This is a genomic window from Variovorax paradoxus, from assembly GCF_030815975.1.
Classification (GTDB): Bacteria; Pseudomonadota; Gammaproteobacteria; order Burkholderiales; family Burkholderiaceae_C; genus Variovorax; species Variovorax paradoxus_N.
Genome location: NZ_JAUSXL010000002.1, coordinates 3,117,885 through 3,136,464 on the forward strand (window position 1 = coordinate 3,117,885; position 18,580 = coordinate 3,136,464).

Annotated in this window: 21 protein-coding genes; 10 read left to right on the plus strand and 11 right to left on the minus strand. The window is 67.7% G+C overall.

The annotated features are described in order from the left end of the window. The first annotated feature begins 126 nt into the window (after positions 1-126). Genes secB through nadA form a run of 4 tightly spaced genes read left to right on the plus strand, consistent with a single transcriptional unit; the run spans position 127 to position 3,663 of the window. Positions 127-591, plus strand: a complete 465-nt coding sequence (secB, locus tag QFZ47_RS18385; protein ID WP_015866874.1) for a protein-export chaperone SecB — start codon at positions 127-129, stop codon at positions 589-591. A gap of 24 nt (positions 592-615) precedes the next feature. Continuing rightward, entirely contained in the window at positions 616-1,626 is a 1,011-nt protein-coding gene (locus QFZ47_RS18390; RefSeq protein WP_307656980.1) for an NAD(P)H-dependent glycerol-3-phosphate dehydrogenase, read from the plus strand. 32 nt (positions 1,627-1,658) lie between these two features. Next, positions 1,659-2,537: a carboxylating nicotinate-nucleotide diphosphorylase gene (nadC, locus tag QFZ47_RS18395; RefSeq protein ID WP_307656981.1), complete on the plus strand. Its 879-nt coding sequence runs from the start codon at positions 1,659-1,661 to the stop codon at positions 2,535-2,537. A gap of 7 nt (positions 2,538-2,544) precedes the next feature. After that, positions 2,545-3,663, plus strand: coding sequence for a quinolinate synthase NadA (nadA, locus tag QFZ47_RS18400; protein ID WP_307656982.1), 1,119 nt, complete (start codon positions 2,545-2,547; stop codon positions 3,661-3,663). 124 nt (positions 3,664-3,787) lie between these two features. On the opposite strand, the gene QFZ47_RS18405 is transcribed toward nadA, so the two are convergent. From QFZ47_RS18405 to QFZ47_RS18435, 7 genes are all read right to left on the minus strand, one after another. Then, a complete protein-coding gene (locus QFZ47_RS18405) occupies positions 3,788-4,150 on the minus strand; it encodes a 6-carboxytetrahydropterin synthase (RefSeq protein WP_307656983.1) in 363 nt (120 codons plus the stop codon). A 10-nt stretch (positions 4,151-4,160) separates the two neighbouring features. Further along, positions 4,161-4,799: a 7-carboxy-7-deazaguanine synthase gene (gene queE / locus QFZ47_RS18410; RefSeq protein WP_307656984.1), complete on the minus strand. Its 639-nt coding sequence runs from the start codon at positions 4,797-4,799 to the stop codon at positions 4,161-4,163. Further along, a complete protein-coding gene (panC, locus tag QFZ47_RS18415) occupies positions 4,796-5,635 on the minus strand; it encodes a pantoate--beta-alanine ligase (protein WP_307656985.1) in 840 nt (279 codons plus the stop codon). Before panC ends, queE begins: the two co-directional genes overlap by 4 nt. A gap of 15 nt (positions 5,636-5,650) precedes the next feature. Further along, positions 5,651-6,544, minus strand: a complete 894-nt coding sequence (gene panB / locus QFZ47_RS18420; protein ID WP_307656986.1) for a 3-methyl-2-oxobutanoate hydroxymethyltransferase — start codon at positions 6,542-6,544, stop codon at positions 5,651-5,653. A 74-nt stretch (positions 6,545-6,618) separates the two neighbouring features. Next, a complete protein-coding gene (nadB, locus tag QFZ47_RS18425) occupies positions 6,619-8,190 on the minus strand; it encodes an L-aspartate oxidase (protein ID WP_307656987.1) in 1,572 nt (523 codons plus the stop codon). Between the two features lie 27 nt (positions 8,191-8,217). Continuing rightward, positions 8,218-9,054 (minus strand): segregation and condensation protein A, encoded by an 837-nt coding sequence (locus QFZ47_RS18430; protein ID WP_307656988.1) that lies wholly within the window; start codon positions 9,052-9,054, stop codon positions 8,218-8,220. 70 nt (positions 9,055-9,124) lie between these two features. Beyond that, positions 9,125-9,331, minus strand: a complete 207-nt coding sequence (locus QFZ47_RS18435) for a DUF3460 family protein (RefSeq protein ID WP_307656989.1) — start codon at positions 9,329-9,331, stop codon at positions 9,125-9,127. 39 nt (positions 9,332-9,370) lie between these two features. On the opposite strand from QFZ47_RS18435, the gene QFZ47_RS18440 reads away from it, so the two are divergent. Beyond that, positions 9,371-9,877: an outer membrane protein assembly factor BamE gene (locus QFZ47_RS18440; RefSeq protein ID WP_307656990.1), complete on the plus strand. Its 507-nt coding sequence runs from the start codon at positions 9,371-9,373 to the stop codon at positions 9,875-9,877. 264 nt (positions 9,878-10,141) lie between these two features. On the opposite strand, the gene QFZ47_RS18445 is transcribed toward QFZ47_RS18440, so the two are convergent. The 3 genes from QFZ47_RS18445 to QFZ47_RS18455 form a co-directional block, all read right to left on the minus strand. Beyond that, complete coding sequence (locus QFZ47_RS18445) at positions 10,142-11,818, minus strand: SulP family inorganic anion transporter (protein WP_307656991.1); 1,677 nt, start codon at positions 11,816-11,818, stop codon at positions 10,142-10,144. A gap of 105 nt (positions 11,819-11,923) precedes the next feature. Continuing rightward, a complete protein-coding gene (locus tag QFZ47_RS18450) occupies positions 11,924-12,148 on the minus strand; it encodes a hypothetical protein (RefSeq protein WP_307656992.1) in 225 nt (74 codons plus the stop codon). 25 nt (positions 12,149-12,173) lie between these two features. After that, complete coding sequence (locus QFZ47_RS18455; protein WP_307656993.1) at positions 12,174-12,929, minus strand: enoyl-CoA hydratase/isomerase family protein; 756 nt, start codon at positions 12,927-12,929, stop codon at positions 12,174-12,176. Between the two features lie 130 nt (positions 12,930-13,059). On the opposite strand from QFZ47_RS18455, the gene QFZ47_RS18460 reads away from it, so the two are divergent. Continuing rightward, entirely contained in the window at positions 13,060-13,329 is a 270-nt protein-coding gene (locus QFZ47_RS18460) for a ribbon-helix-helix domain-containing protein (protein ID WP_307656994.1), read from the plus strand. Beyond that, positions 13,326-13,652, plus strand: a complete 327-nt coding sequence (locus tag QFZ47_RS18465; protein WP_307656995.1) for a type II toxin-antitoxin system RelE/ParE family toxin — start codon at positions 13,326-13,328, stop codon at positions 13,650-13,652. The genes QFZ47_RS18460 and QFZ47_RS18465 overlap by 4 nt, the downstream gene beginning before the upstream one ends. Before the next feature lie 66 nt (positions 13,653-13,718). Here the strand turns inward: QFZ47_RS18465 and metG are convergent, their stop codons facing one another. After that, on the minus strand, positions 13,719-15,815 hold the full coding sequence (gene metG / locus QFZ47_RS18470) for a methionine--tRNA ligase (protein ID WP_307656996.1): 2,097 nt from the start codon (positions 15,813-15,815) through the stop codon (positions 13,719-13,721). Positions 15,816-16,072: 257 nt separating this feature from the next. Here metG and QFZ47_RS18475 point away from each other — a divergent pair, with 257 nt between their 5' ends. The 3 genes from QFZ47_RS18475 to QFZ47_RS18485 are packed head-to-tail and all read left to right on the plus strand — an operon-like array spanning position 16,073 to position 18,579. After that, a complete protein-coding gene (locus QFZ47_RS18475; RefSeq protein WP_307656997.1) occupies positions 16,073-17,104 on the plus strand; it encodes an isocitrate/isopropylmalate dehydrogenase family protein in 1,032 nt (343 codons plus the stop codon). A 28-nt stretch (positions 17,105-17,132) separates the two neighbouring features. Then, a complete protein-coding gene (locus tag QFZ47_RS18480; protein WP_307656998.1) occupies positions 17,133-17,846 on the plus strand; it encodes a phosphodiester glycosidase family protein in 714 nt (237 codons plus the stop codon). A gap of 43 nt (positions 17,847-17,889) precedes the next feature. Further along, entirely contained in the window at positions 17,890-18,579 is a 690-nt protein-coding gene (locus QFZ47_RS18485) for a YceH family protein (RefSeq protein WP_307656999.1), read from the plus strand. Position 18,580: the final 1 nt, after the last annotated feature.

The window sequence follows — 18,580 nt, forward strand, 5'->3', positions numbered from 1 at the left end:
CACAAAGCAGCCGGGCGTCACGGAAGTGGTCCGGCCGCGGGGCGATAATCGCCTCCTCATTCATCTGCAGCCCGCTGCGGGAACCTCTCCCCGGCGGGCATTGTTTTGATCCTCGAAAGTTCAGCCATGGCCGACCAGCAAGCCCAAGATCCCGTTTTTCAGATCCAGCGCGTCTACCTCAAGGACCTGTCGCTCGAACAGCCCAATTCGCCCGCCATCCTGCTCGAGCAGGAGCAGCCCACGGTCGACATCCAGCTTGGCGTGGACGCCCAGCCGGTGGCTGAAGGCATCTTCGAGATCACCGTGTCGGCCACCGTGCAGACCAAGATCCAGGACAAGACCGTGTTCCTGGTCGAAGCCAAGCAGGCCGGCATCTTCGAGATCCGCAACCTGCCCGAAGACCAGATGGGCCCGATCCTCGGCATCGCCTGCCCGCAGATCGTCTATCCGTACCTGCGCGGCAACGTGGCCGACGTGATCCAGCGCGGCGGCTTCCCGCCCGTGCACCTGGCGGAAATCAACTTCCAGGCGATGTACGAGCAGCAGCAGGCGCAGGCCGCCGGCCAGCCCTCGCCGATCGTCACGCAGTAAACCCGGCACAGCGCCGCAACGCCGATGAAGATCTGCGTTCATGGCGCCGGTGCCTGGGGCACGGCGCTGGCTGTCAACGCGGCGGGCCGCCACGAGGTCACGCTCTGGGCGCGCGATGCGGCCCAGGCGGATGCGATCTCCAAGGCGCGCGAAAACGTCCGCTATCTGCCCGGCCTGGCGCTGCCGCCGGCACTCACGGTGCGCGCCGGCGACCTGCGCCAGGCGCAGGCGGGCGCCGAACTCGTCATCGTGGCCACGCCCATGGCCGCCCTGCGCCAGCAGCTCATCGCCTTGCGCGGCACGACCGCGCCGGTGGCATGGCTGTGCAAGGGGGTCGAACCGGCGCTCGATGCTTCTCCCGCTTCGTATGGCCTGCTGGCCCACGAAATCTGGGGACAGGTCGCGCCTGAGCTGATGGCGGGTGTTCTCAGCGGTCCTAGCTTTGCGCAGGAAGTCGCCGAAGGCCGCCCGACGGCGCTGGTGGCCGCGAGCCCGCACGCCGCGGTGCGCGACGCGCTGGTCGAGGCATTCCACGGGCCGGCCCTGCGCGTCTACGCCAACGACGACATCGTGGGCGTGGAAGTCGGCGGCGCCGTCAAGAACGTGCTGGCCATTGCCACCGGGCTGTGCGACGGCCTGGCGCTGGGGCTCAATGCGCGTGCGGCGCTCATCACGCGGGGCCTGGCCGAAATGACGCGCTTCGGACTGGCGCTCGGTGCGCGTGCCGAGACCTTCATGGGCCTTTCCGGCCTGGGCGACCTGGTGCTGACGGCCACCGGCGACCTTTCCCGCAACCGCAAGGTGGGCCTGCTGCTGGCGCAGGGCCGAACGCTGGCGCAGGCCGTGGCTTCGCTGGGCCATGTCGCCGAAGGTGTCTATTGCGCACGCACCGTGGTGCAGCGCGCGCGCGGCCTGGGCGTGGAAATGCCCATCGCCGAAGGCGTGGTCGCGCTGCTCGACGGCCGGCTGAGCCCGCAGGAGGCCGTCGCCTCGCTGACCGGCCGCGATCCGGTGCCCGAGTCGGTTCGACCGTAGGATCCCCACAAGACTGAAGAGACAAGACAGCCATGAGCCTTCGCTTTGATTTTTCGGCGCCGGCCGTGGCCGCGCTGGCCCAGGCCGACGCCGCCCGTGCCCTGCAGGAAGACGTGGCCGATGGCGACCTGACCGCCTCGCTGGTCGACCCCGGCCGCCGCGCCCACGCCCGTGTGCTGGCGCGCGAGTCGGCCGTGCTCTGCGGCGCGCCCTGGGTCGAGGCCACCGTGCGGCAGCTCGATCCGCAGGCCCGCACCCGCTGGCTGTGCGGCGAGGGCGAGCGCTGCGCGGCCGACCAGACCGTGCTCGAGATCGAGGGCACGGCGCGCGCGCTGCTGACGGCCGAGCGCACCGCGCTCAATTTCCTGCAGCTGCTGAGCGCGGTGGCCACCAAGACGGCCCTGTATGCCGATGCCGTCAAGGGCACGCGCGCGCGCATCGTCGACACCCGCAAGACCCTGCCGGGCCTGCGCCTCGCGCAGAAGTACGCGGTGCGCACGGGCGGCGGCGTGAACCACCGCATCGGCCTCTACGACGCGGTGCTCATCAAGGAAAACCACATCGCCGCGGCCGGCGGCGTGGCCGCGGCGCTGCGTGCCGTGGCACCGGTGGCGCAGCGCGCGGCCTTCGTCGAGGTCGAAGTCGAAACGCTTGCGCAGCTGCAGGAGGCGCTGGAGGCGGGCGCGTGCATGGTGCTGCTCGACAACATGGACCTGCCCACGCTGCGCGAGGCGGTGCGCGTCAACGACGCGGCCGGCGAAGGCGGCAAGGCGATCCTGGAAATATCGGGCGGCGTCACGCTGGAAGGCCTGCGCGCCTTGGCCGAAACCGGTGTCGACCGGATTTCCATCGGAGCGTTGACGAAGGACGTCAAGGCGATCGACTACTCCATGCGTTTCCAGGAAAGCTGAGCCCACCATGCCGTCCCCGGTCATCGATGTCGACTACGAGCAACCCGCCGCCAGGGCGGGCGCCGTCTGCGACACGCGCCACGCCTGGGCGCGCGTGCCCGCCGAGCCTGCGCCGGATCAGCGCGTTGCGCTGAAGGAACGCATCCGCCGTCTGCTGCAGGAGCGCAATGCCGTGATGGTGTCGCACTTCTACGTGCACCCCGACCTGCAGGACCTGGCCGAGGAAACCGGTGGCATCGTGAGCGATTCGCTCGAGATGGCGCGCTTCGGCCGCGAGCATGCCGCGCAGACGCTGGTGGTGTCGGGCGTGCGCTTCATGGGCGAGACCGCCAAGATCCTCTCGCCCGAGAAACGCGTGCTGATGCCCGATCTCGATGCGAACTGCTCGCTCGACCTGGGCTGCCCGGTATATGAGTTCAGCGCCTTCTGCGACCGGCATCCCGACCGCACCGTGGTGGTCTACGCCAACACCAGCGCGGCCGTGAAGGCGCGTGCCGACTGGCTCGTCACTTCCAGTTGCGCACTCGACGTGGTGAGTGCGCTGCACGCGCAGGGCCGCAAGATCCTCTGGGCGCCGGACCGCCACCTGGGCGACTACATCCAGCGCCAGACCGGTGCCGACATGGTGAGCTGGAACGGCGCCTGCATCGTGCACGACGAGTTCAAGTCGCTGGAGCTCGAACTGCTCATGAAAGAGCATCCGAAGGCGAAGGTGCTGGTGCATCCGGAGTCGCCGGCCGACGTGATTGCGCTGGCGGATGCAGTCGGCTCGACCTCCGCCATCCTGAATGCGGCGCAGCGCATGGATGCGAGCGAATTCATCGTGGCCACCGACACCGGCATGCTGCACAAGCTGCGCACGCTGAACCCCGGCAAGACCTTCATCGAGGCCCCCACGGCCGGCAACGGCGGCACCTGCAAGAGCTGCGCGCATTGCCCGTGGATGGCGATGAACGGGCTGGTGGAACTGGCGAATGCGCTGGAAACCGGCGCGGGCGAAGTCCACATCGATCCGGCGCTGGGGCTGCGTGCGCGGGTGCCGATCGACCGGATGCTGGCGTTCACGGCCGGGCTGAAGAACGGGCAGGCGCCCGGCAGCCTGGTTGCCGGCATCGGCGCGGCCTGAGATCTTGTCCCCTCTCCCTCCGGGAGAGGGCCAGGGTGAGGGCAGCGGACTCACCATATCGCGCGGCCTTCATTGCCGCTCACCCTCACCCCAACCCTCTCCCCAAGGGGAGAGGGAGCAAGATTCAGAACTCCAAGGTACAGCTGTCCCCCAGCGCCTCGCGCCACACCCGCACCCGCGCGAGCATGGGCCGGAATTCGGGCAGCGCGTCCGCGATGAACAGGCAGAGGTTCTCGAGCGTCGGCGGATGCAGCCCTGCCACGTCGTCGAGCAAATGGTGGTCGAGCTGCTCGCGTACCTCGTCGAGCCGGCGGCGCAGCAATCCCAGGTCGACGACCATGCCTGTGACGGGATCGCGCTGGCCCGCGAGCCAGACTTCGGCGTGGTAGGTATGGCCGTGGATGCGGCGGCTGCCTACGGCTTCGATCTCGCGCTTGAGCGTGTGCGCGGCGTCGAAGAAAAAGCGTTGGCTGATGGTGAATCGCATGACGGTTCGTCTACCTGATGCCGGTGATCTTGTGGGTCTGCACGCTGAGGCGCCACGCGGGATGGCGCATGCATTCGGCAATGCACAGCTCGGTATTGGCGATGCGGTCGGGCCCGTCCATGGGCTGCAGGAAGCGGTGCGTGAACTCGCCCGTGCGTGCCATTGCGTCGAGGTCGAACCCGCCCTGCGGCCACACCAGCTTGAGTTCCTGCCCGCGCTGCTGCACCCAGGGCGCGCCGGCCTTGGGGCTGATGCAGAGCCAGTCGATGCCTTCGGGTGCCAGCACGGTGCCGTTGCTCTCGACCGCGATGCGGAAGCGCCGCGCGTGCAGCGCGTCGACCAGTGCGGCGTCCACCTGCAGCAGCGGCTCGCCGCCGGTCAGCACCACCAGCCGGTGCTCGGCATCGCCGGCCGGCCATTGCGCGGCGATGGTGTCGGCCAGCAGCCCGGCGTTCTTGAACTTGCCGCCCAGCGTGCCGTCGGTGCCCACGAAATCGGTGTCGCAGAAGCGGCAGACGGCCGTGGCGCGATCTTCCTCGCGGCCGCTCCACAGGTTGCAGCCCGCGAAGCGGCAGAACACGGCCGGCATGCCGGCTTGGCCGCCTTCGCCCTGCAGGGTGTAGAAGATTTCCTTGACGCTGTAGGTCATGAGGGCATTGCGTCGATTTCGAGGTTGTCGATCAGCCGCGTGCCGCCCAGCCGCGCCGCGGCCAGCGCCACGAGCGGCTCGCCAGCCGAGGGCGCCTGCAGATCGGAGCGGCGCCGCAGCACAAGATAGTCCGGTTGCCAGCCGCGCTGCGCCAGCGCCTGCATTGCCCGCGCTTCGATCGCGGCCAAATCGCGTTCGCCCGCGCGCACGGCCTCGGCCATCGCCTTCAGCGCCTTGGAGAGCTGCACGGCTTCGGTCCGCTCGGCCTCGCTCAGGTAGCCGTTGCGCGACGAGAGCGCGAGCCCGTCCTCCGCGCGGAAAGTCTCGCCGCCCACGATCTCGATCGGCAGCGCGAACTGCCGCACCACGTGGCGGATCATCATGAGCTGCTGGTAGTCCTTCTTGCCGAACACCGCCACGCGCGGCTGCACGCACTGGAAGAGCTTCATCACCACCGTGCACACACCGACGAAGAAACCCGGACGGAAGTGGCCTTCGAGGATGTCGGCGAGCGCCGGATCCGGGTGCACCTTGCAGGTCTGCGGCTCGGGGTAGAGCGCCTTTTCGTCGGGCGCAAAGAGCACGTCGCAGCCGGCCGTGCGCAGCTTCTCGCAATCGCTGTCCCAGGTGCGCGGGTAGGTGTCGAAATCCTCGTGCGGCAAAAACTGCAGGCGGTTCACGAAGATGCTCGCCACCGTGACATCGCCCAGCGGCTTGGCCTGCTTCACGAGCGCCAGGTGGCCGTCGTGCAGGTTGCCCATGGTGGGGACGAAGGCGGGGCGCTTGAAGGCGGCCAGATGGTCGCGCAGCTCGGCGATGGTGTGTGCGATGTACATGGTCTCGGTTCCTTGTTACCAGGCGTGGAGTTGATCGTCGGGGAAGCTGCCGTCCTTCACGGCGCGCACATAGGCTTGGAGCGCCTCGCCGATGCTCGAAGCATCGGCCATGAAGTTGCGCACGAACTTCGGCATCTTTCCGAGGTTGATGCCCAGCATGTCGTGCAACACCAGCACCTGGCCGGCGGTGCCCTTGCCGGCACCGATGCCGATGGTGGCGCAGTGCGCCAGCTCGGCCGTGAGCTCTGCGGCCAGCGCGGCCGGCACCATCTCGAGCACCAGCATGGTGGCGCCCGCGTCCTGCAGCGCATGCGCCTGCTGCTTGAGGAGCGCGCCGGCATCGCCCTTGCCCTGCACGCGGTAGCCGCCGAGCGCATGCACGGTCTGCGGCGTCAGACCCAGGTGCGCGCACACCGGAATGCCGCGCTCGACCAGGAAGCGCACCGTCTCGGTGGTCCAGCCGCCGCCCTCGAGCTTGACCATGTGCGCGCCGGCCTGCATCAGCACCGTGGCGCTGCGCAATGCCTGCTCGCGCGATTCCTGGTAGCTGCCGAAGGGCAGGTCGGCAATCAGCCAGGCCGTGCCCTGCACGCGGCGCAGGCCGCGCGAGACGCTGTCGGTGTGGTAGCGCATGGCGTCCAGGCTCACGCCCACTGTGCTGCCGAGGCCCTGGCAGACCATGCCGAGCGAATCGCCGACCAAAAGGCAATCGATGCCGGCCGCATCGGCCATGGCCGCGAAGGTGGCGTCGTAGGCGGTGAGCATGGTGATCTTCTCGCCGCGCGCGTGCATGTCGGCCAGCCGCGGCAGGCTCACGGGCTTGCGCGAGGCGGGCGTCGAAGCGGGCGGCAGCGTGCCGTAGGGCGAGGCTGGTGCGGATTCTGGCTGTGGGGTCATGGTGTTCGACATGGTTGGGTTTCTCCCTGCGGGCGTCGGTGGCCGGGCATCCTTGAGTGAAGAAAAAGAAGCGAAACGGGTGGGCGTCAGCCCGCCGGCGGCACCAGCACCGTGGGTGCGGCCGGCTCGGCGAGCGAAGGATAGTCGCGGCTGAAATGCAGGCCACGGCTTTCGTGGCGGGCCTGTGCGGAGCGCACGATCAGCTCGGCCACCTGCACCAGGTTGCGCAGTTCGAGCAGGTCGCGCGTGACGTGGAAGTTCGCGTAGAACTCCTGGATCTCGGCCTGCAGCAGCGCGATGCGGTGGCTCGCGCGCTCCAGGCGCTTGTTGGTGCGCACGATGCCGACGTAGTCCCACATGAAGCGGCGCAGCTCGTCCCAGTTGTGGGAGATGACCACGGCTTCGTCCGCATCGGTGACGCGGCTGTCGTCCCAGGCCGGCAGCACGGCGCGCTCGCGCGCCGGTGCCGCGGCGATGTCAGCGGCTGCGGCGCGCGCGAACACCATGCACTCGACCAGCGAATTGCTCGCGAGGCGGTTGGCGCCATGCAGGCCGGTGCAGGCCGTTTCGCCGATGGCATAGAGGCCGGGCACGTCGGTGCGCCCGGCAAGGTCGCTCAGCACGCCGCCGCAGGTGTAGTGCGCGGCCGGCACCACGGGAATCGGCTCGCGCGTGATGTCGATGCCCAGCTCCGCGCAGCGCGCCAGGATGTTGGGGAAGTGTTCCTGGAGAAACGCCGCCGGCTGGTGCGAGATGTCCAGGTACACGCAATCCAGCCCGTGCTTCTTCATCTCGAAGTCGATGGCGCGCGCCACCACGTCGCGCGGCGCGAGTTCGGCGCGCTCGTCGTGCCGGGGCATGAAGCGCGTTCCATCCGGCAACTTGAGCAAGCCGCCTTCGCCGCGCACCGCCTCGCTGATCAGGAACGACTTGGCATGCGGATGGAACAGGCAGGTCGGGTGGAACTGGATGAATTCCATGTTCGACACCCGGCAGCCCGCGCGCCACGCGGCGGCAATGCCGTCGCCGGTGGCGGTGTCGGGGTTGGTGGTGTAGAGGTACACCTTGCCCGCGCCGCCGGTGGCCAGGATGGTGTGCGGCGCGCGGAAGGCCAGCACTTCATCGGTTTCGTCGTCCAGCGCATAGAGGCCCACGCAGGCCGGGTCGCCCAGGCCGAGCCTGGTGCCGGTGACCAGGTCGACCAGCGTGTGGTGCTCGAAGAGCGTGATGCTGGGTGTGCGGCGCACGCGCTCGATCAGCGTCTGCTGCACGGCCGCGCCGGTGGCGTCGGTCACGTGCACGATGCGGCGCTGGCTGTGGCCGCCTTCGCGCGTGAGGTGCAGGCCATCGCCTTCCTCCGAGAACGGCACGCCGAGTTCGCACAGCCAGCCGATGGCCTGCGGCGCGCCCTCGACGACGAAGCGCGTGGCCTCGGGGTCGCAGAGGCCGGCGCCGGCAATCAGCGTGTCCTGGACATGGGCGTCGAAGCTGTCGCCCGCGGCCAGCACCGCGGCGATCCCGCCCTGCGCCCAGGCGCTGGAGCCCTCGTTCAAGGCGCGCTTGGTCAGCACGGCCACGCGGTGCGTGGGCGCCAGGTGCAGCGCGGCGGAGAGGCCGGCGAGGCCGCTGCCGACGATGAGGACGTCGAAGTCGTGCACGGCGGAATTCTCGAGCTGGGGAGCGGGTCAGGCCGGCGAGTAGGCCAGCCGCACGTAGATCGGCGCGAAAGCTTCGGCCTGTGTGATGTCGATCAGCGTTTCCTTCGCCAGTTCGAGCATCGCGATGAAGGTGACGATCAGCACCGGTGCGCCGCGCGACACGTCGAACAGCTTCTCGAACTCGACGAAGCGCTGCCCCTGCAGGTGGCGCAGCACGATGCTCATGTGCTCGCGCACGTTGAGCTCTTCGCGCGAAATCTTGTGGTGCTGCACGAGCTTGGCGCGCTTCATGATGTCGGCCCACGCGTCGCGCAGCTCGATCACGTTCACGTCGGGAAAGCGCGGCTTGAGCGACTGCTCGATGTAGACCTGCCCCTTCCAGAAGTCGCGCCCGTAGGTCGGCAGCGCGCTGATGGCGGCGGCCTGCAGCTTGGTCTGCTCGTACTCCATCAGGCGGCGCACGAGCTCGGCGCGCGGGTCTTCGGCCTCTTCGCCGTCAGCCACCTTCTTGGGCGGCAGCAGCATGCGCGACTTGATCTCGATCAGCATCGCGGCCATCAGCAAATACTCGGCCGCGAGTTCGAGGTTTGTCTGGCGGATCTCGTCGACGTAGCTCAGGTACTGCCGCGTGAGCCCCGCCATCGGGATGTCGAGGATGTTGAAGTTCTGCTTGCGGATCAGGTAGAGCAGCAGGTCCAGCGGGCCCTCGAAGGCCTCCAGAAAGACCTGCAGTGCCTCCGGCGGGATGTACAGGTCCTTCGGCATCGCGAACAACGGCTCGCCATAGAGCCTGGCGAGCGCGACCTGGTCGACCACTTCGGGCATGCCGGCCACGAGCGTGTCGTTGTCCTCGTTGCCCTTCATCGGGTGCTTGCTATCATTTCAATAGCTGCAGGCGCGACGAGAGCGAACGATGGATGCCGGCTTGGCACCATTACTTGACTTGGGTCTGGTAGACGTACGGTTGCTGCGGTACGTTGGCCTCGCTGTACTCCTCGAGCAGGCTGCGGTCGAGGTGCTTGTCCCAGAGCAGGGCGCGGCCGGCACGCTGTTCGGCTTCCAGCGTCGGCTTCTTTTCTTTCATCTCCTCGATGAAATTGGTGATCTCGGAGGTGTAGTGGGGGCGGCTGAAGATGGACATAGACTGGACCTTTGTGGCGCGAATTTTACCGGGGATGGAATGAAGCAGCGGCAACGGTGGCGGATCGGCGTGGCAACGGCGTTGTTGGCGGGGGTTGTCGGGCTTTCGGGCTGCGACAACCAGCGCATCGCCGAACTGGAAGAAGGCGTGGCAACGCAAGCCGATGTGCGCACGAAATTCGGCGAGCCCGAGAACATCTGGGACGCCCCGGGCGGCGGCCGCATCTTCGAATACAACCGCCAGCCGCAGGGCCAGAAGAACTACATGATCACCATCGGCGCCGACGGCAAGATGAGCGCGCTGCGCCAAGTGCTCACGCCCGAGAACTTCGCCAGGGTGCAGCCCGGGATGATGATGGAAGACCTGCGCAAGCTGCTTGGCAAGCCCGCCAAGCTCACGCCCTATGCGCTCAAGCGCGAGACCGAATGGGAGTGGCGCTGGGTCCAGCCGCCGAATTCGCCGATGGTGTTCACCGCCACGCTGAACGACGACCAGCGCGTGGTGCGCAGCGGGTCTTCGCCCGACCGGGGCGCCGAGGCGAACTAGGGCCTGTTCACACTACTAACGGAGTCGCGAAGGCATGCCAAAGCGGACAAATCAAGGCGCACGACGTCGCGTGTGCGTCGGCACACGCAAGGAGTGCAACGCGGAGTTGGCCGCTTTGGCATGCCTTCCCTTCGGGTTGTTCGGCAAAGGGGCCGTCTGCGGCGTTGCCCGCGCTTGCAAGGCGCAAGCCTTGCTGCGCACGGGCGCCTTGCAGCCAGCCCCTTTGCCGAACAACGCGATCTTCGTTAGTAGTGTGAACAGGCCCTAAGCTTCCACGGCGCCCGGCTGGCCGCTTGTCAGCTCATCGGCAAACCCCGACCGCACGATCACCTCGAGCGGTTGCGGTTGCAGCGATTCCAGGCGCAGCAGCCCGCCGCGTGCCAGCACCGCGCGGTGCAGCTGCCGCAGCGCGTCGACGCCCGTTGCGTCCAGGTAGATGAGGTGCGTGGCGTCGAGCACCACCGTCATGCCGCGCGGCGCGCTCTCGGCCGCGTTGACGGCCTCGTCCAGCTTGGCCGCCGCCCCGAAGAACAGCGCGCCGTAGAGCCGGTAGGTGAGCACCGGCGGCTGCATCGTGACCAGTTCGACGCTGAAAAGCTCGCTCATGCGCCGGATGAAGAGCGCGCACGCCAGCACGATGCCTGCCTGCACCGCCACCGTCAGGTCGAACACGACCGTGAGGAAGAAGGTGCCGAGCATCAGCAGCCGGTAGTGGCGGCTGAAGTGCCGCAGCTGCCCCGGCGTGAACTCGCGCCATTCGCCCATGTTCAGGCCCACGAAGATCAGGATGCCCGCGAGCACCGCAAGCGGCACGTGGCGCGCGAGCGGGGCCGCCAGCAGCACCACCACCATCACCGTGAGCGCATGCACGATGCCCGCGATGGGCGAACTGCCGCCCGAGCGGATGTTGGTCACGGTGCGCGCGATGGTGCCGGTGGCCGGCATGCCGCCGAAGAAGGGCGTCACCACATTGGCGATGCCCTGTGCCATCAGCTCCTGGTTCGGGTCGTGGCGCGGCTGGCCGCTGAGCTGGTCGGACACGCGCGCGCACAGCAGCGACTCGATCGCGCCCAGCAGCGCGATGGTGAGCGTTGGCGTGACCAGCTGCTTGACCGTTTCCCATGAAAAGTCGGGCAGCGCAAAGCCCGGCAGGCCTTCGGGAATCCCGCCGAAGCGCGTGCCGATGGTTTCCACCGGCAGATTGAAGCCCCACGACACCAGCGTGAGCGTGACCAGCGCGACGATGGGCCCGGGCATGCGCGCACCCGCCTGCACCGCGCGCGTGCGCGCAACGCGCCCCGCCAGGCGCTGCACCGCGAGGCCCAGCTTCGATTCATCGCTCAGCAGCAGCGGCCAGATCACCAGGCCGGCCAGGCATGCCAGCCCCAGCGCGAAGGCATAGGGGTTGAAGGTGCCGATCTGCAGCGCCATGGCATGCAGCTGCGAGAACACGTCCGCCGGCATCTTGGCGACCGTCAGCCCGAGCAGGTCCTTGAGCTGCGACAGAAGAATGAGCACCGCAATACCATTGGTGAACCCGACCACGATCGACAGCGGCACGAAGCGCACCAGCCGGCCGAGCCCGAACAGCCCCGCCGCGAACAGCAGCACGCCGGCGCAGGCGGTGGAAATCAGCAGGTTCGCCACGCCATAGCGCTCGACGATGCCGTAGACGATCACGATGAACGCGCCGGCCGGCCCGCCGATCTGCACCGCCGAGCCGCCCAGCAGCGAGATCAGGAAGCCCGCGATGATCGCCGTCCAGATGCCGGCCTCCGGCTTGAGCCCGGAGGCGATGGCAAAGGCCATGGCCAGCGGCAGCGCCACGATGCCCACCGTGGCGCCGGCCCCCAGGTCCTTGAAGAAGCGCTCCCGGCTGTAGCTCGCCATGGCGTCCAGAAGGCGCGGGCGAAAGCGGGTGATGTTCAGCGGTGACTGCATGTGGCGCCCATTGTGACCCGGGCGCTGCGTGCGCAGGAAGGCTTGCAGGTCTGTTTCACCGCCTGTGCCACGGCCCACAAGGCGCGCCCGCCGGGCGCCGCTGGCTCAGTCGCTGTCGGGAATCACCGCGTCGGCGGCCGCGCCCACGGCCTTGCCGGTGATGCGCGCGGTGCCGATGGCCGCATCGGCCGCGAGGCCGACCGCGCCGGCGCCCACGCTCACCACAGTGCCGGCCACGCTGACCACGGCACAGCCGCCCAGCAGCAGGGCACCCGCGAGGCCGAGCGCTGCGAGAACGAAAGGTCGGAAGCGGGAGCGATGGCTTTGCATGCGCGGATTTTGCACCCGGCCGCGCTCAGCGGCCCTTGAAGACCGGCGGGCGCTTCTCGCGCCATGCGCGGCCGCCCTCGGCCAGGTCTTCGGATGCGACGGTGCGCTGCACCTCGCGCTGGATCGAGGCGGCATCGGCCGTGCCGCGCGCGATCTGGTTCAGGTGCTTCTTCATGCCCAGAAGCGCGAGCGGCGCCATGCCGGCCAGTGTGGTGCGCAGGCGCAGCACCTCCGCATCGAGCGCCGCTGCATCGTCCACCAGGTGCGTGAGGAATCCGCATTCGCGCATGGCCGGCCCGTCGAGCTTCTCGGCGGTCAGGAAGAGCCGCTTGGCCGTGTCCAGCCCGAGGCGCGAGACATAGCGCTCCATGCCGCTCTGGTAGTAGTGCAGCCCGAGCCGGGCCGCGGGCATGAACATCTCGGCGGACCGCACGCCCACGCGGAAGTCGCAGGCCAGCACCAGGTCCGTAGCGCCGCCGAAGACGCCGCCGTGTACTGCCGCGATCGTGACGGCGCGGCAGCTTTCCAGCGCATCGACCATCTCGCCGAAGCTGCGGCCCTCGGTCTGGCTGCTGGCGGCAACCTCCGAGATGTCGTAGCCACTGCAGAAGTACTTTCCCTCCGAGCGAAGGACCAGCACCAGCACGCCGGACGAGCCGTTCACCGTCTCCACATGGCGAACGAGCGCGGGCAGGTCCTCCGGCGTCAGCTTGTTGGCGGCCTGCGGACGGCGCAGCGTGAGATAGGCGACGTGGCCGTCGATCTGGAGGGTAGGAAGCATTGATGTACCAAATGAAGGCCTGTCGGGGAAGATATTCGAGAAACCGCGGTTCAGCAGGTCAGTTCGGACGTGCACAAGGTTTTTTCATTTTGATAGGATTCAATCCTATTGCCAAGACTGGAGGTTCATCATGCGAACGACGCAGCAACTGAGCATCACCCTGCCCAACGAAATGGCCGACGTGGTGAAGGCGAAGGTGCGCACTGGCGAGTACGCCACCGAAAGCGAAGTCATCCGGGACGGCCTGCGCGCTCTTCTGGCGCGAGATCGCGCCGTCGAAAGCTGGCTGCACCGCCAGGTAGGCCCAGCCTACGATGCACTGAAAGCCGATCCGTCCCGCGCTGCCACTGTCGACCAGATACGCGCCCGCCTCGCCGCCGAACATGCCAAGGCGCGATGAACTATCGCGTCGTTTTCGCTCCCGAGGCCGAGGAACAGCTTGCAGCTCTGTACCGCTACATCGCCGCTGCGGCCTCACCCGACATTGCAGCGCGGTACACCGAGGCTATCGTGAGCTACTGCGAGAGCCTGTGCACCTTTCCTCACCGGGGCACGATGCGCGATGACGTCCGGCCCGGCCTGCGCATCACCAATTACAAGAAACGCGCCGTGATCGCCTTTGCTGTCGATGCGGAGCAGGTATTGATCATCGGCGTGTTCTACGGCGGCCAAGACTACGAAACCACCCTGGAGGACGACGGCAAGGACGACTTGGAGCATTGAGCTGTTGGAGGCATTTCCTGCTCTTGTTCAGTCCCGGCCGAGTTTCTTTCTCCTGCTGCTTCAGCTTCAGCGCACCCGCATGCCCGGCGTCGCGCCCGGCCAGGGCTCGAGCACGTGGATGCCGGGGTGGGCCTTTTCGTCGCCATGGCTCGCGGCCAGCACCATGCCTTCGCTGATGCCGAACTTCATCTTGCGTGGCGCCAGGTTGGCGACCAGCACGGTGAGCTTGCCCACGAGCTGCTCGGGCTGGTAGGCCGAGGCGATGCCGCTGAACACGTTGCGGGTCTTGCCTTCGCCCGCGTCGAGCGTCAGGCGCAGCAGCTTGGTCGAGCCCTCGACCTTCTCGCAGGCCACGATCTTGGCGATGCGCAGGTCGATCTTCGCGAAGTCGTCGATGGTGATGGCGGGCGCAATGGCCTCGCCGCCCGGCAAGGCATCGGTCGCCGTTTCCGCAGCGGCGGCCGATGCCGGCTCGGGCGCATCGAACAGCTTGTCGACCGTCTTGGCGTCGGCCCGCTGCATCAGGTGCTTGTATTCGCCGATGGCATGGCCCGCCGGCAGCGACTGCGCGGCGTCGGCCCACGTGAGCGGCTCGATCCTGAGGAAGGCTTCGACATTGGCGGCCAGCGCCGGCAGCACCGGCTTCAGGTACAGCGTGAGCAGGCGGAAGGCCTCGATGCATACCGTGCACACGTCGTGCAGCCGCGGCTCCTGGCCTTCCTTCTTGGCCAGCTCCCAGGGCTTGTTCTGGTCGACGTACTCGTTCACCTTGTCGGCCAGCGCCATCACTTCGCGCAGCGCGCGGGCGTAGTCGCGGCCGTCGTAGAGCGAATGCAGCTGCGGCGCGGCGTCGCGCAGCGCGAACAGCAGTGCGTCGCCATCGGCCGACACTTCGCCCAGCTGGCCGCCGAAGCGCTTGCCGATGAAGCCCGCCGCGCGGCTTGCAATGTTGATGTACTTGCCCACGAGGTCGCTGTTGACGCGCGCGACGAAGTCCTCGGGGTTGAAGTCGATGTCCTCGTTGCGGCCGTTGAGCTTGGCCGCGATGTAGTAGCGCAGCCACTCGGGGTCCAGGCCGATCGACAGGTACTTGAGCGGGTCGATGCCGGTGCCGCGGCTCTTGCTCATCTTCTCGCCGCTGACCGTGAGGTGGCCGTGCACGTACACCGCATCGGGCGCCTTGCGGCCGCTGAAGTGCAGCATCGCGGGCCAGAACAGCGTGTGGAAGGTGATGATGTCCTTGCCGATGAAGTGCACCTGCTCCAGGTCCGGGTCGGCCATGTACTCGGTGTACGAGATGCCGTCGCCGCCCAGTTCGATGCAGCGCTTGTCGAGCAGGTTCTTGAGCGAGGCCAGGTAGCCCACGGGCGCGTCGAGCCACACGTAGAAGTACTTGCCCGGCGCATCGGGAATCTCGATGCCGAAGTAGGGCGCGTCCCGGCTGATGTCCCAGTCGCCGAGGCCGCCCTTGCCTTCGTCGTCCTTGTAGAGCCACTCGCGGATCTTGTTCTGCACCTCGGATTGAACGTGGCCGGGCGCCGCAGTCCATTCCTTCAGGTAGGCCTCGCAGCGCGGGTCCGAGAGCTTGAAGAAGAAGTGGTCGGAGCTGCGCAGCTCGGGCTTGGCGCCCGACAGCGCCGAGTAGGGGTTGATCAGCTCGGTGGGCGCATAGACGGCGCCGCACACTTCGCAGTTGTCGCCGTACTGGTCCTTCGAATGGCAGTTGGGGCATTCGCCCTTGATGAAGCGGTCGGCCAGGAACATGCCCTTGGCCGGGTCGTAGAACTGCTCGACGCTCTTGGTTTCGATCAGGCCGTTGGCGCGCAGGTCGCGGTAGATGTCCTGCGCGAGCTGGTGGTTTTCGGGCGCGTCGGTCGAGTGCCAGTTGTCGAACGAGATGTAGTAGCCGTCGAGGTAGGGCTTGCGGCCCGCGGCGATCTCGGCCACGAAGGCCTGCGGCGTTACGCCGGCCTTGTCGGCCGCGATGGTGATGGCCGCGCCGTGCGCGTCGTCGGCGCAGACGAAGTTGACCTCGGCGCCATTCATTCGCTGGTTCCGCACCCAGATGTCGGCCTGGATGTATTCCATCATGTGGCCGATATGGAACTTGCCGTTGGCATACGGCAGGGCGGTGGTGACGAAGAGCTTGCGCGGGGCGGACATCGGGGAGGGCGCTTTCGGGGAGTGGCGAACGAACTTGCGGGAACCGGGCATTTTAGGTGGCAGCATCGCACCATGCCGAACGCCGTTGATCCTGGCGCCTGCATCGGCGGTTTTGCCGCGCCGGGCGGACCCAGTGACCCGAAAGGCGCCGGGGTGTCTCCGGCGCGACGTATGCTCCATGCCGCGCGTTTCGCCGACGCTCTCTCCTGATATGGCGAAGAGATATACAAGATGGATATACAGAAAGCGAGTTTCCGATGACCACCCCCATTCCCGCAACCCTGATTCCCGGCGATGGCATCGGCCCCGAGATCGTCGACGCCACCCTGGCCGCGCTCGACGCGCTGAAGGCGCCCTTCGAGTGGGACCGCCAGATTGCCGGCCTCGGCGGCGTCCAGGCCTCGGGCGATCCGCTGCCGCAGGCCACGCTGGAGAGCATCCGCCGCACCCGCCTGGCCCTCAAGGGCCCGCTCGAGACGCCCTCGGGCGGCGGCTACCGCTCGTCGAACGTGCGGCTGCGCGAGGAGTTCCAGCTCTACGCCAACTTGCGCCCCGCGCGCACCATCATCCCGGGCGGCCGCTTCGACAAGATCGACCTGATGGTCGTGCGCGAGAACCTCGAGGGCCTGTACATCGGCCACGAGCACTATGTGCGCATCGACGGCGACCCGCACGCCGTCGGCATGGCCACCGGCATCAATACGCGCCAGGGGTGCCTGCGCCTGCTCGAATACGCTTTCGAGACCGCCATTGCCGCCGGCCGCAAAAAGGTCACGCTGGTGCACAAGGCCAACATCATGAAGGTGCTGACCGGCCTGTTCCTCGAGACGGGCCTGCGGCTCTACGAAGAAAAGTACAAGGGCAAGTTCGAACTCGACACCATCATCGTGGACGCCTGCGCGATGAAGCTGGTGCTCAATCCGTGGCAGTTCGACATGCTGGTGACGACCAACCTGTTCGGCGACATCCTGTCCGACCTGGTGGCCGGGCTGGTGGGCGGCCTGGGCATGGCGCCCGGCGCCAATATCGGCGCCGATGCGGCGATATTCGAGGCCGTGCACGGCTCGGCGCCCGACATCGCCGGCAAGGGCATCGCCAACCCCACGGCACTGCTGCTGGCCGCCGCGCTGATGCTCGAGCACGTCAGGCTGCCCGAGATGGCCACGCGCCTGCGCAAGGCCATCGACGACACGCTCAACATCGACAAGGTGCGCACCGGCGACCTGGGCGGCAGCGCCGGCACGGCGGCCTTCACCAAGGCGCTGGTCAGCCGCATCCAGAACGGCTGAGGCAGGTGCGCCGCGGCTGCGGGGTTCCATGAGAAAGCTGCTGCTCCTGCTGGCCTTGTGCGTGGCCGGCGCGGCCAGCCTGGCATCCGCAGCCGCCGGCCCGCGCTACACGGTGGTGAAGTTCGACCTGCGCAAGGAACGGCTCGAGCTGTTCCTGCGCGACGACGCGGGCGTCGAGTTCAAGCGCCTCGACCGCCTCGAAGCCTGGCTCGCCGCACGCAACCGGCAGCTTGTGTTCGCGATGAATGCCGGCATGTACCACGCCGACTTTTCCCCGGTGGGCCTGCTGGTGCAGGAGGGGCGCGAAGTTTCGCCGCTCAACCTGTCGACGGACGCGGGCAACTTCTTCCTCAAGCCCAACGGCGTGTTCCTGGTGTCTCGCGCGGGGAGGCCGCGCGTGGTGGAGTCGTCGGAGTATCCGGCGCTGTCCAACGGCGTTCGGCTCGCTACGCAGTCGGGGCCGCTGCTGCTGCGCCGCGGCGTGGTGCATCCCGCTTTCATTCCGGACTCGGACTCACGGAAGATCCGCAACGGCGTGGGCGTATCGGGCCACACGGCGATCTTCGTGATCAGCGAGCAGCCGGTGAACTTTTACGAATTCGCGCTCTACTTTCGCGACGTGCTGCATGTCCGCGACGCGCTCTATCTCGACGGCACCGTGTCGGCACTGCATTCGCTCGCGCTGCGGCGCAGCGACTTCACCAGGGAGCTGGGCCCGATACTCGGCGTGGCGGTGCCGTGAACCGGCCTCTGGCCACCGCGTTTCCATCCACGATCTTCGAGTCATGACCACCCAAGCCCTTCCCATTCTTTCGCTCGTCGAAACCCGCGTGCTCGGCGTGCTGGCCGAGAAGCAGCGCACCGTGCCCGACAGCTATCCGCTGACGCTCAATTCGCTGGTCTCCGGCTGCAACCAGAAGACCAGCCGCAACCCGGTGCTCGAACTGAGCGAAGCCCAGGTGCAGGCCGCCATCGACAGCCTCAAGGGCTACAGCCTGCTGGCCGAAACCAGCGGTGGCCGGGCGTTTCGCTACGAGCACAACATCGACCGGGTGCTGCGCATTCCGTCGCAGTCGGTCATCCTGCTCACGGTGCTGATGCTGCGCGGCCCGCAAACGGCGGGCGAGCTGCGCATTGCCTGCGACCGCATGCACAACTTCGCCGACATCTCTTCGGTCGAGGGCTTTCTCGACGAACTCGCCGAGCGCCCGGCCGGCGCGCTGGTAGCCAAGCTCGCGCGCCTGCCGGGCGCGCGCGAAAGCCGCTGGGCCCATCTTTTGAGCGGCGCGCCGGCGGAAGAGCTTGCCGGGGCGGGCGGCGGGTCGGCCGATGGTGCGTATGCATCGCACGACGCGTCGCTCGGCGAGGTGGCCGCGCTCAAGGCCAATGTGGCACGGCTCGAGGCCGAACTCGCATCACTGAAGGCGCTGGTGGGGCGGGTGTGTTCGGAGCTCGGGATTTCCGAAGCGGGTTAGC